This is a genomic window from Marinobacter psychrophilus, assembly GCF_001043175.1.
GTDB lineage: Bacteria > Pseudomonadota > Gammaproteobacteria > Pseudomonadales > Oleiphilaceae > Marinobacter > Marinobacter psychrophilus.
Genome location: NZ_CP011494.1, coordinates 3,675,942 through 3,691,957 on the forward strand (window position 1 = coordinate 3,675,942; position 16,016 = coordinate 3,691,957).

General features: G+C 54.2%; 16 protein-coding genes. 4 read left to right on the forward strand and 12 right to left on the reverse strand.

Annotated features, from left to right (window positions below; all coding sequences use genetic code 11):
- Positions 1 to 83: 83 nt before the first annotated feature.
- The 8 genes from dut to ABA45_RS16725 all read right to left on the reverse strand — a co-directional run bounded on the left by dut (position 84) and on the right by ABA45_RS16725 (position 10,267).
- Positions 84 to 545, reverse strand: coding sequence for a dUTP diphosphatase (gene dut, locus ABA45_RS16690; protein WP_048388039.1), 462 nt, complete (start codon positions 543 to 545; stop codon positions 84 to 86).
- A complete protein-coding gene (gene coaBC / locus ABA45_RS16695) occupies positions 542 to 1,825 on the reverse strand; it encodes a bifunctional phosphopantothenoylcysteine decarboxylase/phosphopantothenate--cysteine ligase CoaBC (RefSeq protein ID WP_048388041.1) in 1,284 nt (427 codons plus the stop codon). The genes dut and coaBC overlap by 4 nt, the downstream gene beginning before the upstream one ends.
- 263 nt (positions 1,826 to 2,088) lie before the next feature.
- A complete protein-coding gene (locus ABA45_RS16700) occupies positions 2,089 to 3,189 on the reverse strand; it encodes an alpha/beta hydrolase family protein (protein ID WP_048388043.1) in 1,101 nt (366 codons plus the stop codon).
- Complete coding sequence (locus ABA45_RS16705) at positions 3,171 to 6,311, reverse strand: efflux RND transporter permease subunit (protein ID WP_048388045.1); 3,141 nt, start codon at positions 6,309 to 6,311, stop codon at positions 3,171 to 3,173. The genes ABA45_RS16700 and ABA45_RS16705 overlap by 19 nt, the downstream gene beginning before the upstream one ends.
- Positions 6,311 to 7,447 (reverse strand): efflux RND transporter periplasmic adaptor subunit, encoded by a 1,137-nt coding sequence (locus ABA45_RS16710; RefSeq protein WP_048388048.1) that lies wholly within the window; start codon positions 7,445 to 7,447, stop codon positions 6,311 to 6,313. The genes ABA45_RS16705 and ABA45_RS16710 overlap by 1 nt, the downstream gene beginning before the upstream one ends.
- Positions 7,437 to 8,186, reverse strand: coding sequence for a MipA/OmpV family protein (locus ABA45_RS16715; RefSeq protein WP_227506252.1), 750 nt, complete (start codon positions 8,184 to 8,186; stop codon positions 7,437 to 7,439). Before ABA45_RS16715 ends, ABA45_RS16710 begins: the two co-directional genes overlap by 11 nt.
- Before the next feature lie 102 nt (positions 8,187 to 8,288).
- Positions 8,289 to 9,599, reverse strand: a complete 1,311-nt coding sequence (locus ABA45_RS16720; RefSeq protein ID WP_048388051.1) for a sensor histidine kinase — start codon at positions 9,597 to 9,599, stop codon at positions 8,289 to 8,291.
- On the reverse strand, positions 9,596 to 10,267 hold the full coding sequence (locus ABA45_RS16725; RefSeq protein ID WP_048388053.1) for a response regulator transcription factor: 672 nt from the start codon (positions 10,265 to 10,267) through the stop codon (positions 9,596 to 9,598). The genes ABA45_RS16720 and ABA45_RS16725 overlap by 4 nt, the downstream gene beginning before the upstream one ends.
- 209 nt (positions 10,268 to 10,476) lie before the next feature.
- Here ABA45_RS16725 and radC point away from each other — a divergent pair, with 209 nt between their 5' ends.
- The 3 genes from radC to rpmG all read left to right on the forward strand — a co-directional run bounded on the left by radC (position 10,477) and on the right by rpmG (position 11,904).
- A complete protein-coding gene (gene radC / locus ABA45_RS16730) occupies positions 10,477 to 11,283 on the forward strand; it encodes a RadC family protein (protein WP_198147005.1) in 807 nt (268 codons plus the stop codon).
- A 217-nt stretch (positions 11,284 to 11,500) separates the two neighbouring features.
- Positions 11,501 to 11,737 (forward strand): 50S ribosomal protein L28, encoded by a 237-nt coding sequence (gene rpmB, locus ABA45_RS16735; RefSeq protein ID WP_007348365.1) that lies wholly within the window; start codon positions 11,501 to 11,503, stop codon positions 11,735 to 11,737.
- A gap of 11 nt (positions 11,738 to 11,748) precedes the next feature.
- Positions 11,749 to 11,904, forward strand: coding sequence for a 50S ribosomal protein L33 (gene rpmG / locus ABA45_RS16740; RefSeq protein WP_007348364.1), 156 nt, complete (start codon positions 11,749 to 11,751; stop codon positions 11,902 to 11,904).
- Positions 11,905 to 11,988: 84 nt separating this feature from the next.
- Here the strand turns inward: rpmG and ABA45_RS16745 are convergent, their stop codons facing one another.
- From ABA45_RS16745 to ABA45_RS16755, 3 genes are all read right to left on the reverse strand, one after another.
- Positions 11,989 to 12,858 carry an endonuclease/exonuclease/phosphatase family protein gene (locus tag ABA45_RS16745; protein WP_048388056.1) on the reverse strand — a complete coding sequence of 290 codons (870 nt, stop codon included), beginning with the start codon at positions 12,856 to 12,858 and terminating at the stop codon, positions 11,989 to 11,991.
- Between the two features lie 53 nt (positions 12,859 to 12,911).
- Complete coding sequence (locus ABA45_RS16750; protein WP_048388058.1) at positions 12,912 to 13,547, reverse strand: thiol:disulfide interchange protein DsbA/DsbL; 636 nt, start codon at positions 13,545 to 13,547, stop codon at positions 12,912 to 12,914.
- Positions 13,548 to 13,700: 153 nt separating this feature from the next.
- Complete coding sequence (locus ABA45_RS16755; RefSeq protein WP_014872846.1) at positions 13,701 to 14,309, reverse strand: c-type cytochrome; 609 nt, start codon at positions 14,307 to 14,309, stop codon at positions 13,701 to 13,703.
- Between the two features lie 175 nt (positions 14,310 to 14,484).
- Between ABA45_RS16755 and yihA the strand changes: the two genes are divergently transcribed.
- Positions 14,485 to 15,126, forward strand: coding sequence for a ribosome biogenesis GTP-binding protein YihA/YsxC (yihA, locus tag ABA45_RS16760; RefSeq protein ID WP_048388060.1), 642 nt, complete (start codon positions 14,485 to 14,487; stop codon positions 15,124 to 15,126).
- A 150-nt stretch (positions 15,127 to 15,276) separates the two neighbouring features.
- Here yihA and ABA45_RS16765 read toward each other — a convergent pair whose 3' ends face one another.
- A complete protein-coding gene (locus ABA45_RS16765; RefSeq protein WP_053076206.1) occupies positions 15,277 to 15,981 on the reverse strand; it encodes a TetR/AcrR family transcriptional regulator in 705 nt (234 codons plus the stop codon).
- Positions 15,982 to 16,016 lie beyond the last annotated feature (35 nt).

The window sequence follows — 16,016 nt, forward strand, 5'->3', positions numbered from 1 at the left end:
TGATTGCGATAGTCTCGCTGAGCTAATGTGCAAAGTATAGCTGCAACGCAGCTACTTTGGCGCGCCATTGCCAATCACCAGTTTTAGTTGCGGCCGGTTGAACCAAACCCACCCGTACCCCGGTGGCTGCTGTCGAACTCATCAACCACTTCAAATTCAGCTTGCACTACCGGTACCAGCACCAGTTGCGCCAAGCGTTCTCCGGGTTCAACAGTAAACCGGGTTTGGCCGCGGTTCCAGCAAGACACCATCAGCTCGCCCTGATAGTCGGAATCAATCAGGCCCACAAGGTTGCCAAGCACGATGCCGTGTTTGTGGCCCAGGCCGCTGCGCGGGAGTATCAGCGCAGCCAGAGCTGGATCCGCAATGTGAATCGCCAAGCCAGTACCAATCAGCTGGGTATCGCCCGGCTCCAGCACCAGAGGCTGCGACAGACAGGCACGCAAATCCAGGCCCGCAGAGCCATCGGTGGCGTAGGCGGGAAACGCTATGCTTTTGCCAATACGCTCGTCTAACACACGGATCTGAAGTTTTTTGCGGGTCATGAAGGTTTCCTGTCAGCATTATTTTGGGGTTTCTGGTGAGAGCCCTTTTGGTTTTGGCTATCGCCAACGCGGGCGTTCAGGCGCGGCGCAATCAGTGCCACCAGCTCGTGCGCAATCTGCTGCTTGGCACAGGGTCCAAAGTGGAACTGGTCAGTGGCGGTGAATACGCTGACGGCGTTGTTGTCGCTGTTAAAACCCAAACCAGGTACCGACACATCATTGGCCACAATCATATCCAGCCCCTTCTTGCCCATTTTGCTGATGGCATGGCGGGCAACGTCATTGGTTTCCGCGGCAAAACCCACAGTAAAGGGCGCGTCTGCCCGCGCTGCTACAATTGCCAGAGTGTCCGGATTACGCACCAGCGCCAGCGTCATCTCGGCGGCGGATTTCTTGAGTTTGTCGCTGGCATAATCCTGCGGGCGATAATCAGCGACCGCAGCGGTGGCGATAAAAAGATCACAACCCTCATCAACCGCCGCCATCGTCGTTTCGAGCATTTGTTCTGCGGTCATCACCGAGCGCAGGTTTATACCCGCGGGCGGAGACAGGTTCACCGGCCCGCTGACCAGCACAACCTCAGCGCCGGCAGCGTGCGCGGCTATGGCTATAGCGTAGCCCATTTTGCCAGAGCTGTGATTGCTGATATAGCGTACTGGATCAATAGGTTCACGGGTTGGCCCAGCGGTGATCACCAGGCGCTTGCCGGCTAATACACCGCCGGCGCTATTATCGATTTGCGCTTGTTCCTGAGCCAGCGCCTGCATGATCTGCTCTGGTTCCAACATGCGCCCTGGGCCGTTATCACCGCAGGCCTGCTGGCCTTCCTCCGGTCCCCACAGGCGAACCTGGGGGTCCGCTTGTAACAGCTGCACCACCCGCTGGGTACGATGATTACCCCACATGGCCTGATTCATCGCCGGCACCAGGGCAATGGGCACCTCGGCAGCACTGCACACCGTAGCCAGCAGATCATCGGCCATGCCCGCCGCCAAACGCGCCATAAAGTCTGCCGACGCCGGGGCCACGATGATCCGTTGCGCCCATTTCGCCAGCTCAATGTGACCCATACCAGCCTCGGCTTCCGGGTCTAGCAACGAGGTGCGCACCGGCTGCCCGCTCAACGCCTGAAATGTCAGTGGCGTCACAAAAGCTTCAGCACCGCGGGTCATCACCACCTGCACCGAATGCCCCGCTTTTTTTAACAGCCGCACCAGTTCCGCCGTTTTATAAGCCGCGATGCCGCCGGTAACGCCAACAAGAATTCGTGTACCAGCCATAGGGGCTGCGTCCTCATGCGTTGCAAAAGCAGTAACATATCACGCCACAGCGCTACAGACAGCCTGCCGCAGAGTACACCTGCCTTACCAGCACACTTTTTTCCCATAATCCGGAACCCGTTCCCATAGGCGGCGGTTCAAACCAGCCGCTCTTTCATTTGCAAGGATGCAATCAGATGAGAAACGCAGGCTGCCATGGAGATGGCACGGCGGGTGACAGACGAACCCCTGCGCCCAAAATAGTGGCAGCCCGCGGCTTCACGTCAGTCATCTTCGCGAGCGAACGTGATGCCCGGTTCGGGAAACTTGTCTAACCAATTGGCCAAACTATCAAGGACTCCGTCGGCGAAGATATCACCTTCAAGAAACCAAATTTTGAGTAGCGTAAGCCAAGCGGCTGCGCCCTGATGTGCGGGCTTTATCTGCTCTGCTTTCATCAAACCGTGATCGGCATGGTCAAAAAGGCGAACCTCGAAGAACGACACTGCTGAGAGACCAAGTAGCTGGCGATAGGCATCAGCGCTTGGTTCAGGATCGACGTAAGCATCATGCGAACCAAAGAGTGCCAGCATGGGCACGTGAAGCGCTTGCAGGTCAGTGCGAACATCAGCGCGCCAGTTGCGCTTCACGAACCCCCAAAAAGCTTCACTCATTGGCTTAACGTCCACCTCACCTACGATATGGCTTAAATAGGCAGCATAAGGTGCATCATTCTGGATTAAGGCATTAACAGCGTCAGCGCCCTCTTCGGCCGCTTCGATTTCCTGCCCGCTCAAGCCTTCTGCCGTCATTCGTTGGAGGCCTGAATAGCGGGATTGTGCCATCCAATTGACCGCGCCCGACACCGAAATCAAGAAGGCGACATCATCGCGCTGGTTGGCGACTTTCGGCAATACCCAGCCAGCCTGACTAAAACCAATAAGGCCAATCTGGCCCTCTCCTTTATCCATCTGTGTGCGTAAAAACTCGATAGCGGCAGCAACTTCGGAGGCACGATTCTCCATAGACTGCAACTGCCAGTCGCCTTCGGAGTCGCCAACGCCGGGCTTATCCCAGGACAGCGAGCACCAACCTTTTTCCGCAAACAGATGCCACAGGGGCTCGTAGTAGCCGTAAGCATCTCGCGGCATATCGCCAGAGCCATGTACAAAAATGACGCATGAGTCAAGCGTGGCCGCGGTGCCTGGCAGCACCAGCACGCCTTGCAGGATGTTGCCAGCGTGGACGAAGCTAACATTCTTGCGCACCAAGGGCGCCTCATCGGCGACGACAATAACCATGCTTAAACCCAGGCAGAACAGCAACAGAGCAACACCGATGCGGCGAAATCCGACAAACCGTGTTTTTACCGAGACAGATGACATGGGGGCTCCTTGGGTGGTTTAGTTGACACAGCAGTCAGGCGAAGCTGCTTGAAGTCCTGGGTAATGGCAATCAGTACCGGGACCAGCAACAGCATTAGGGCTGTGGAGAACAGCTCGCCGAAGGCCAGGGAGACAGCAGCAGGCTTCAGGTACTGAGCCTGTTCGGAGGTTTCCAACAACAACGGCAGCAAGCCGACCACGGTGGTGGTCGTGGTTAAAAAAATCGCTCGAAAGCGGCTGGTGGCTGCGACCTGAATCGCTTCATAGGGGCCCATGCCTTCTGCAACAAGCTCGTTGTGGCGGCTTAGCATAACCAGACTGTCGTTCACGACGACTCCAGCCAGGGCCAGCATGCCAAACATCGACAGCAACGACAGGGCCAGATCAAGATACAAGTGACCGAGAATGGCGCCGACGAAACCGAACGGGACAATAGCCAGAATAATAAAGGGCTGCCAATAAGACTTTAAAGGTACCGCCAACAGTACATAAATCAGCACCATGGCAATCAACAGCGCCTTCTTCAGACCACCCTGCAGCTCATCCATCTCTTCCAACTCGCCACCAAGGCTGATGTCCAGGCCCGGGTGTTGCTGCTTGAGTTGGGGCGCCAGCTGGTTTAACACAGCCTGCGCCACATCTTCAGGGGCAACCACATTACGATTGATGGTGGCCGAGATCACATTGACCCAGTTGCTGTCTTCCCGTTGCAGCGTCTTCGGCGTGAGGACCTGCTCAACATCGGCGATGGTTGAAAGCAAAAACCATTGGCCGTCATGGTTCCGGATGTGGAATGACAACAGATCATCCATCGTGTTGCGCTGCTCAATACCCTGCTGCACCAGGACTGCCAACTCGGTGTCACCGCGCTGAATTTTCTGCACTTCGGCAGCGCCGAAAGCAGAGCCTACCTGCGTCGCCAGGGTCTGCCGATCAAACCCCAGGCTCTCGGCGGCGGGTTTAAGCGTGACCTTTAGCTCGGCCTGTGTGCCCGCCATCGAATCGCGAGGACTGTGTACGCCATCAATCGTGCCCAGATACTCCTTGAGTGCGTTGCCGGCGGAGGTCAGCGTATCCTGGTTGCGGCTGGCAAGCTTGATTTCGAAGCCTCCGCCAATTTCCTCAGAACCCGTAAATCGTAATTCAATGACACCTTCAAGCTGACCGACCTGTTGGCGCCAGCGCTGGATAACCTGTTGGATGCCTATGTCTGGCCGCTCTGTAACCGGCGTGAGCTCAGCATAGATCTCAGCGGATTCGGCGCTGTTAATCGCTTCAAAAACACTTCGGACAGGCGCACTATCTAAGTCGTATTGCTGCTGCAGCAACTCACTGACGGCCTCCCCCACTTCGCGGATACGTTCAACATTGGCGCGAGTCAGTTCAACGGACGCGCTACGGTCCATCTCCAGAAGGACGCTTATAATCTGTCCAGGTACTTCCGGGAAGAACACGCTTTTCACCTTGCCTTTCATAGTCAGCCCCAGTGCCAGTGTCGCTACGCTGACGAATAGAATCAACGCTGCATAACGGTAACGTACAGTGACCAAAAGCAGAGGCACGTAGCAGAGGTCGCGTAGAAAATACAGCGCAGCTTGGGCGGCCTGCTGCACCGTTTGCCAGAGCCGGGTCGCCAGCCATCGGGGCGGCGTGTCGATATCGATGCGAGCAAGATGGGCGGGTAAAATAAACTTGCTTTCCAACATTGAAAACAGCATTGCGAAAATGACCACACCGGAAAACTGCGCCAGCACCTTACCCAACGGGTTGTCGAGGACCAGCAAGGGGAAGAAGGCGGCAATGGTCGTCAGAACACCGAAAACAGTGGCAACGGAGACTCGCGCTACGCCCGCCTCGGTGGCGGTAATGGGATTTTTGTCAAAGCTGCGCTGCTCGAACACACTTTCACCGACAACCACCGCATCATCAACCAGAATACCCAAGGCAATGATAAATCCGAATGTGGTGACATCATTGAGCGAATAATCGACCCAAGCAGTGCCAGACACGGCGATGGCGCCCAATACCGACACCGGAATCCCCATAGCCACCCAGAAGGCGAGTTTCAAATTAAGAAACAGGGCCAGGACCAGCGCAACCAAAACCAAGGCCTGAAAGCCGTTTTTGGTCAGCAGGCTCAGGCGGTCAGCGATATAAACGGCGCTGTCGCCCCACACATCGGCTTGAACCCCTTGTGGGAGCTGGGGACGCAAGTCGTGCAACACGCGCTGGGTGATCTCTGAAATACGCAGCAAGTTTTCCCGGTGACCCACCAGTATTTCAATTCCAGCGGTGGGCTGGCCGTTAAAGCGGAACCGATAGTCACCCTCAACATAGGTATCATGAATAGCGGCAATGTCGCCCAGTAATACCTGACCGCCACCATGTTTCTTCAGAATGGGAATGACCCCGTAATCCGGCGCATACTGAGCTTTACCATCGGCTCTAATAAAAATACTACCGGCGCTTGTTTTCAGGGAACCTGCTTGAAACTCCAGTGAACTGGCACGAATACGCTCCACAACATCTGGCACGGTCAGGTTCAGTTGCCGCAGCTTGTGGCTCTCGACCTCAATACGCAGCTCCTGCTTCTGCAGCCCCCAGACATTCAATCGCGATAGCTCTGGCTGGGCCAGCAGCGCCTGTCTCAGCCGCTTGGCGAGCTCATGCAAGGTGCCTTGGTCGACATCACCGTAAAGGTTGATATAGAGCGCCGGATAATCAAAACCACTGGCGTCAATTTGTGGCCTTTCGGCCCTGGCGGGAAACTCGATTCCGCTATCCATGCGCAGCCGAACCTGATCCAACAGCTTATCAAGATTGTAACCGCCGACACGCCGTATCGTAATAATAGAGAGACTCTCGGTGGAGACCGCCGAAAAACTGCGAACACCTTCCATGCCTTCCAGTGCGGTTTCGATTTTCTGGCTGACCAAAGCGTCAACCTTGGCAGGCGGTGCGCCCGGAAACACGGTGGTAATGATGATCCCATCCGATTCGATACGTGGAAAGCCCTCGACACGCATGGTGATCAGAGTGATTACACCCATAAACAGGATAAAACCCATCAGTAGATTGGCAGCAACCGAATTGCGAATAAACCAGGCAGTCAACGCACGCATCACCAGGCCGCCTCTGTGGTCGTGCGGACATTCTGGCCCGGCAGATAGGAAGACTGGGGCATAGCAACGACTTGCCACTCAGCCCTATTGTGCGGCGCCCTGATCAGCACACGATCATCGTTGTGGGACAGAACGTCGACAACGCCGCGAGCCAGGGTGCTCTCACTTTCAATCCACCAGACCGAGCCATTGCTGGTCAGCGCCGAAGCAGGAATGCTGAGTGTATTGTGCTCTGTGCGGCCCTGGAAGCGAACCTTGATAAGGTCCCCGGCGAGGGCATCAATCTCAGCGCGCTGAGCGTACAGGTGAACGATATAGTGGCGAGTTTCTTCGTCACGGTAACCCCCACTCTCGCGAACGACTGCCTTACCGACAGCATTACCTTGTTCGTTGAAGAGTGATACCTTTTGGCCCTGAATAGGATGTTTGAGTCGTTGCCAGTCACTTTTGCTAACGCCGACGGCGATGTCGTAGTGACTGTCATCGATCAGGCGAGCTACCAGGTCACCGGCCATGTACTTTTGACCCGGGCTGATATGGCGTTCGACGATGTAGCCGCTGTAAGGCGCTCTTACTACCGTGTGGTCAAGCTGCTGTTTCGCTACTTTGACATGGGCTCTGGCCGCTTTAACGGTAGCATTGGCGATGTTCAATTGGGGCAGGTGCAGGGCCAGGTCATTAGGCGGTTGCGCTCCGGCGCTATCAAATTGTCGCTGTGCCACCCGGGTTGTGTATACCGCCCGCTGCTGATCCAGTTCGGCCTCACGGCACGCGCGTTCGGCTTCTGCCAGTTCAGCCTGGTAACGGATATCGTCAATCACAAAGAGTGGCTCATCCTTCCTGACGCGGCTTCCAGCAAGGGCAAGGGGATGCATTCTGACGATGACACCGCTGACGTCTGACTTCAGGTCGATAACCCAGCGCGGCTTGATCTCGGCATAGGCTTCAATCACTAAGGACTGTTCACCAGCGCTGACATTTTCCACGGTAACTAAGGGAAGTAGATCGGCCTTATCCTGTTTTTTAATGTCAACGGTATTGTCCATATCAGCAAGCAGCGCAGTAACGCCTATTAAAACGCCGATGGCGACAAACAAAGCGAGTGTCCGACGATTTCGCAAACGCTTAAAACGCATAGATGTACCCTGCGCTGACCGACCAGGTGTGCCGTCGATCCACGATAGGGCTTTTGTAGACTGTACTGGAAAGACGGCGATGATTGAGGCCAATTAAAGCCTGATATGATTCGCCAAAAAAACGGGACAGACTGACGCCAGCCTGGTACTGAAAGGAGCGGCCCGGACGATATTCAGGGCGGCCTGCTTTCGCCTCGTCGGCATCAACTCCCACGTAATAACGCGCAACCTGACTGCCCGCATAGGTGAGTGAAATATGGGGGTCGATACGCCATTTCCCAAGCTCTAGCGGATAGCCGTAACTGACTACGGCAGCGCCGCCCCCGTGGTTATCCGAGATATCCTGCGAATAGCTCAATGTCAGATGTCCCAGCGTGCCGAACCAGCCAGTGCTGACCTCTGCGGTGTAGATGTCATCGAGCTTCTTCATGTCCTCTAACACAGCACTGTCGCCCCTCTTCATATCGCCGAAAGCATCGAAGCTGATGGCAGCAGACAGGTACCAGTTGTCACCACCAGCGAGGTAGCTGCCCAGCGAGTAATCACGGAAAAACCAGTTCTGCCACTCCCACTCGACATAGGTCAGCAGTCCCTCATTATGATTGCCTCCTTGATAAATCGATGGCTCGGCGTAAGCGATGAGCCCTATCGCCACTTCACTATCGTTGTCAGATGGCTGGCCCCAGCACCATGACGAATGGGCGGCCAGGATGGCGGTGGTCAGGGTAACGAGCGGCATAACCTTCACTGTCTATACTCCGTTATGAATCGATGCCTCTGAGTGCAGCAAGAGGCCAATTTTTCTGGAGTCCATTTTCCGACAGCGGGTATTAAGAAGATCTTAAGAAGATGGGAGAGAAACAGGAACTGAGGATAGATTCCAGCGCAGGACCACCCGCGCCGAATGGCGATCGAGACTAAAGTCAAACTGCCAATCAAGCTTGGCGGCAATACGTTCAACAAGTTGCAAACCCAGTCCAAAGCGAACGGTTTCCGTCAAATCCTCCGTATCAACGGGATTTGAAATGGCAAACGAATTGTCCGTGATTGCAATGGCAATGGTGCCGCTGGCCGTATTCTGGAAAGCGTTACGAATTAGGTTGGCCAGCACAATGCGAAACAGATCTTTTTCGATGCAGATACTGCCAGCTTGGTCGTCCATTGAAACCTGAATGCTTTTGTTCTCGATCAAGTACTGCATATCCGCGAACAGCTCACGGCACAGAGCACCTGACTGAACGCCGGATTTACCGATGGGCCTGGCGTGTTGGCGGGCCAGCCACAACAGCGCCTCCGATAACAGAATCATATTGGCGCTAGCCCGGCCAGCCCGCAATAGTGAGCGGTAATTAGGGTCTTCGGGAGCGATTCTGACCATCAAGGTATCGAGAGACGCTTGAATGATGGCCAGGGGGGTTCTGAACTCGTGGCTAGCGTGCCGGAGGAACTGCTGCTCACGCTCGTTGTATTCGCGGACCTGTTGCAGAGTCGACAGCAAGTGTTCAGCGATCTCATTCAGTTCGCTGATCGAGAACTGGGCATTGATTTTATTATCGGGATTTTGCTTGACCTGATTTGACCATTCAACGAGCAGCGCAAGAGGTTTCAGGGCCCTCTTGAAAAGCCAGGATATAACAAAGAACAGGACCAGTATAAATAGTCCAGTGATCAGGCTGGCGTCGATCAGTGTTCGCTTGAAGATAGATTCAGTCAGGGCCTCAATCTTGTCAGCCTCTTCAAACTCTAACAGGTAGAGTCCGCCAGATTGATAACGATTGGAATACAGCAGGTAACCGTATTCACGAACACCCCTTTCATTAACCCTTTCTATTTCCAGAGGGTCCGAGGGCTGGATTTTGCCAGCGGAGAAAAGCTGGCGAACCCCTTGGGGGATGTCCTCCCATTTCCGATAGGCACTGAAGTCATCCTGTTGCGGCAGAACATAGTCGGGGTTGTTCGTTAACGCCTGTTCCAGCTTGATGGCGTCGAGGCGCATATAGTTCTTGCCGGCCTGGTCTATCTGGTAAACGCTGAAGCTGGTTACCAGAGCAATCAGCCCGATAAACAAGGCAATCGCGAGATACAGCAGTTGCTGTCGGGATTGAGCCGCCAGACTCCTGACTGGATTGATGGCGTGAATGACTTTTGTCACGGTGTTTCTCCGGAAAGCGACAAACCAATTCCAACATGGGTGTGAATCAGGGGACAGTTAAAGGGTTTGTCCACCACCTTGCGCAGTTGGTGCAAATGGACGTTAACGGTGCCCTCCTCCACATCTTCGTCCAGCCAAATATGTTCCTCGATCTCGTTTCTCGAAACCACGACCGGCGACCGGCGGGCAAGGAACAGCAGAATTTTCCAACTGGTCGGCGTGAGTTTCAACTCCTGTTCGGAACGAATGGCTCGATACTCTTTCGGGTAGATCCTGAGGTCGGCAATCTGTATGCATTCGCGTTCCGGATTATCTCTACGGTACAACGAGTTCAGTCGGGCCAGAAGCAAAGGCATGGCACAGGGCTTGATGACGTAATCGTCAAGCCCTGCACTGAATGCATTCAGCTGGTCTGCTTCCATGTCACAGGCGGTCAGCATCAATATTGGCGTGTCAATTCCGTTAGCCCTAAGCTGCCTGCAAACATCGGTGCCCGATACCTTCGGCAGCATATTGTCCAGAATCAGACAGTCGTATCGATGTTGTAAAGCCAAGGTGATACCGCTCGCCCCGTTGTAGGCAAAGTCGCATTCGACGTTGTGCAGTTCGAGATACTCCGATATCGCCAACGCCAGGTCCCGGTCATCTTCAATGATTAATGTTTTCATGGCTGCCAGCTACGTGAGAACGAGCATTGAGCTTAAACGGGAATGTCTTAATATTGCATTAAACCCACCATTAATCTGGTTTGTTATTAAACTCTGAATCGCCACACGTTACCGTCCATGGTCGCAACGACAACCTTCATCCAGTAATCTGGAGCTCGTCCCCCTAGGCGGCTCGAATCAGCCGCCCCTTCATTTGCAAGGATGCAATCATGAGAAACCCCCAGGCGACACCCTGTTCCGTTAAACCCTCTACAGAAACCACTCGGGTGCCACCTACCGAGACACCCTCAGCGGTAGCAGACAACGCCGCGGCAGCACCGTTCGCCAGCGCTGCAACGGCACCGTCCGCGGCATTATGGCCTACCGATGAACGTCCTCGTGAGCGTCTGTTGGCCCACGGCTCAGAGTGCTTGTCAGACGCCGAGCTGCTGGCCATCTTCCTGCGTACCGGCACCCGCGGCATGCCGGTAATGGAAATGGCCAGGTATCTTTTGGAAACCTTTGGCGGATTACGCAGCCTGATGACCGCTTCTAGCCGTCAGTTCTGCAGTATTAGAGGCCTGGGAACTGCCAAGTACGCGCAAATGCAGGCGGCCATGGAAATGGCACGGCGGGTAACGGACGAACCTCTGCGCCAAGGCGATCCTCTAAAGTCCCCGGAAGATACCCGGCGCTTCCTGGCCAGCCGCCTTGGCACTTACCCCCACGAAGTTTTCGCCGCCCTGTTTCTGGATAACCGGCACCGGGTAATCCATTATCGCGAGCTGTTCCGCGGCACCATTGACGGCGCTGCGGTGTACCCGCGGGAGGTGGTGCGCCAGGCGTTGGAAGACAACGCAGCAGCGGTTATATTTGCCCACAATCACCCAAGCGGTGTCGCCGAGCCCAGTCAGGCCGACATCGCACTGACCAAGCGCCTTAAAGACGCTCTGGCGCTAGTGGATATCAGGGTTCTTGACCATATGGTTGTGGGCCACGGTGAGGTAATATCACTTGTCGAACGGGGTTTGATGTAGACTTGGGTTAACCAAGCTCGGAAATTGAACAATTTACCAACAATTTTTTTGCGTTGGGCTGCCAGTTCTGGTATAAAAGCGTCCCTATTCTGACGGCGTCTGGCGAGTTACGTTCGGTTTTTAGACGCGAACAGGAAGCTCTAATTGCCCCTAGGCAACCAGAGACGCAATCAACGAATTCGATTATTAAGACCATAGTTCAAGGTCGGAGGCAAGTATGTCCAGAGTTTGTCAGGTTACCGGTAAGCGTCCGGTTGCTGGTAACAACGTATCCCACGCGATGAATCACACTCGTCGTCGTTTTCTGCCGAATCTGCAGAGCCATCGCTTTTGGGTTGAAACCGAGAAGCGCTTCGTGAAGCTGCGCGTATCCACCAAGGGTATGCGCATCATCGACAAAAAAGGTATTGACATCGTACTGGCCGATCTTCGTGCCCGTGGCGAGAAATTTTAAGGAGCCATATCATGCGCGAAAAAATCAAGCTGGTTTCATCAGCAGGTACGGGTCACTTTTACACCACCATGAAGAACAAGCGCAACACGCCGGAGAAAATCCAGCTGAGCAAGTTCGACCCGGTCGTACGTAAGCACGTGACCTACAAGGAAGCCAAGATCAAGTAGTTGATCCGGTGACCATAAAAAAACCCGACCATCGAGTCGGGTTTTTTTATGGTCAAAAAACACTTCAAGACGATTTTGGCGACGTCACATCTGTTTTGGCAAAATAACATTTGCTTTTGGCAGGGTAACATCCAAGGCGATGGGCAGGTGGTCTGACACCGGATAACTGACCACACCAGAGCTGTGAACCTGCAGGCTCGGGCTCACCAGAATATGGTCTAGCGCTTTTTCAGGGCGCCAGCTAGGAAAACTGTGAGCGTTTGCCGGCAACGGAATCAAGTCGGTCTGCTTTAGCGGCGTATTGGTCAGCAGCTGCTCCGCATGGGCGTTCATGTCGCCCATCAACACCACGTGACGGTAGTCGCTGATCAATTCGCTAACAAAGCCCAGCTGACGCTGCTGGGCCGATTTACTCAGCGAAAGGTGCATCATAACCAGCAACAGCGGGTCTTCCGGATTACCATACTTGGCAACTATCACACCACGGCCGGGAATCAACCCCGGCAAACGGTGCTCTTTTACCTCAAGAGGCCGAAACCGGCTCAACAAACCATTGCTGTGCTGGGCAAACTGCCCAAGATTTCGGTTTAGCTGCTGATACCAATAGGGTATACCGGCGGCCTCGGCCAGGTACTGAACCTGATTAATATAGCCACTGCGCAAACTGCCACCGTCACATTCCTGTAGCGCAATAACGTCGTAATTACTCAGCAGCGTGGCAATCCGGTCCAGATTTTCAAAACGACTACGATGAGGCAACACGTGCTGCCAACTGCGGGTCAGGTAGTGCCGGTATGACGACGTACTGATGCCGACCTGAATATTGAACGTCAGCAGCCGAATGTGATCACCTTCCGAAAAATCCGGAACGTGGTCCACACCCGATGAGCTGCCGCGAGCATCACCCGCAGAACGCCGCATATCATTCCACTGATTGCGCAAACGCTTATACATAGCCACCTATAATTTAAGGGTTCACGCTCCGCTCGCTTAACGGCTCTTTACGCTTACTCGCCGTCGCCGTGCTCCTGAGCAACCAGGTATTTAACCACCTCAATCGCCGCTTGCGGGCTACCAGCCGTAGAAGCGCTAACAATGTACTTGCCATTGACCAGCATAGTCGGTGTTCCGGTTACTCGCGCGCCGCGTATTTTGGCCTGCGCTTGCTGCATGCGGGCATTCACGCCAAAGCTTTTATAGTTCTTCAGAAATTCATCCGCATCCACACCGTGCTCGGCGACAAAGTCCGCCAGAGCTTCAGGCGTGTTCAGCTGTCGGCGCTCGACCACCAAAGCCTCGAACAAGGCATTGTGAACCTTATCCAGTTCACCCATGGCCTGCAGCGCGTAAAACGCGTAGGCGTGGGGCTCCCAAGACTTACCCAACGCAGCCGGCAAGCGAACATAATCAACGTAGTCTGGCGCGTTGTTTTCGTATTCTTCGGCTAACGGCTTAAATGAATAACAGTGCGGGCAGCCGTACCAGAACACCTCAGCAACCTCTATTTTATCGGCCTGATCGGTTCGCACTGGGTTATCCAGCGCTTTGTAGTGGGTGCCCTGCTGCCAATCTGCCGCCATAGCGGGTAATGCAATGGCCATAGTTCCCGCCAGTACGGCGGCCCTTATTACTGTCTTAATCATTCATTGTCTCCGACTTGTTGATTACGTAAGGTAGGATTATGACCACATAGGGCGAAAAAGTTCCATTCACACTAATACCAACCTAGTTACCGTCCGGTCAATAACAAAAAACCCTGCACAGGCAGGGTTTTTTTGCTAAAACAACGGCCTGACTCAGTTAAGCCCAGAAACGTAATTGGCAACAGCTTCAATTTCAAAATCGGTCAACTTAGACGCTATGTCCATCATGATCGCTGCATTATTGCCGTTGGCACGGGTACCGTCACGGTAGGCATGCAACTGCTTGGCCACATATTCCGCGTTCTGGCCACCCAATGCCGGGTAACCACCCGGCGCGTTGCCATGCCCTTGTGGGCTGTGACAACCGGCACAGGATGGAACACCCGATGCCATATTACCGCCGCGATACAAGGCTTGGCCCTGCTCAACCAAATCCGGATTAGCCTGGTTCACGCCCATCTCCTGGCCGGCAAAATAGGCCGCAAGATCCTGCAGATCCTGATTGGACTTACCCGTTAGCTGGCCGGTCATTTCAACAATGACACGCTCATCCTTCTGGATGGCAACTAATTGGTTGTGCAGATATTTTTCACCCAAACCCGAAATTTTCGGATAAACGCCCATTATGGGATTGGCACCACCCTGCCCATGACAGGCTTGGCATGCTGCTGCGTTCTGTTCACCTGCTTGAGGATCTCCTGCCCCGTGCGCCATCGCTGTAAGGCCGACACCGAGAACAACTCCTGCGATCAGTTTCTTCATGCTCGCTCCGCTTCTCTCATCTTAAAATATTCTTGGTTATGCAGCCATAAAGACTGGACCGTTCAGGGACAATACCGGGACTGAAACTGCGGACACGCCAAGCGCACCGCCCGGAATTGGTGTAGCATTATACATTAATCCCTGCTAACTAAAATCCAAAGGAAAGCCAATAGCCGTGGACTCTGATCTGACTCAAAAAAACCTGTCATTCAATAGCGCCCGATTTATGGTCAGCGCATCAAAGCTGAACGAATGCCCGGCGGATATTGGCGCAGAAGTCGCCTTTGCCGGCCGCTCCAACGCCGGTAAATCGAGCGCATTGAACACCATCACCGTAAACGGCAAACTAGCGCGAACCAGTAAAACCCCCGGACGCACCCGGTTGATCAACTTTTTTTCGCTAAACCGGGAAAATACTCGGCTCGTTGATTTGCCCGGTTACGGTTATGCCAGAGTGTCTCGTGACATGAAAGACGACTGGCAAACCCACTTGGGCCATTATTTAAACGATCGCCGCTGCCTGCGCGGCCTAGTATTGGTTATGGATATTCGTCACCCACTGACCGAATTCGACCAAACGATGGTCCAATGGTGCCAGCACAACACCATGCCGCTGATGATTCTGGCGACAAAATCCGACAAACTGAAATTTGGCCAAGCTAAAACGGCCATGCTGGGCATCCGCCAGAAGCTGAACGAGTTCAGCTGCGTGCAGCACTTAATCATGTTCTCTTCCAGCAACAAAACCGGCCTGGATGAATGCCGCCAAGCACTGGTTCATTGGCTGGAAGCAGAGCCGGAAGCCGCTGAAGAATAGTAACTCGCGCCTTCGACGCAAGCCAGACATGAAAAAAGCCGGCCCAAAATAATTCAGGCCGGCCAACGTCAGGGTTTGCGACGTGCTAAAACCTGAAAGCACCTTCCTTGAGCTTCCAAACAAACATGGGAAACGTCCGGATCCCCCATGTTAACTACTTGGATGCGCCGCCTGGCAAAAAGTTCCCGGGCGATAAGTCTCCCGCAGTGCCAACACCGGTTCGCGATATTCCGGGGTCACGTGGGGCAGTTCCAGAGTCAACACCTGATAAATACCCTGCTTCAACTCCGCCAGCGTTAATACCGCCGGCTCTTCGGTTGCATGAGCGGTTTTTAGATAGGCCATCCAATTGGTAATGACCAGCCATACATTCAGCGCCATGGCGGACCGCAGCGGCTCAGGACGCGGCGTAATAATGCCACCGCTGGCGAGCTGGCTAAAGATACCGTTGATGGCGCTCAGGCAACGGCCGGTAAAATCACCGTAGCCTGCGCGCAGGCGTGGGTCTGCGTCTAGCAGCGACTCCAGGTCACGATGGAAAAACCGATATTGCCACAAACCGTCGAACACTGCCTCCAGATACCAGGCCAGATCTGCCAGCACCAAAGGCTGGCTGCCAGGTGCCGCCAGGTAATAGTCAACCTGCTGCTGATAGGCTAGAAACAGCTCGTAAACAATGTCGGCCTTGTTGCGGAAATGGTAATAAAGATTGCCAGGTGAAATCGCCAGTTTTGCCGCGATGTGGTTGGTGCTAATCGCGCGCTCACCACTTTTGTTAAACAGCTGCAGACTGGTCTGCAGGATTCGGTCTCGGGTTTTCATAAAATCGCCAAAAATCGAAAAATCAACGCTCACGCAAGCGCCAGCGAATGCAGCAGGCGCCTCTTTTT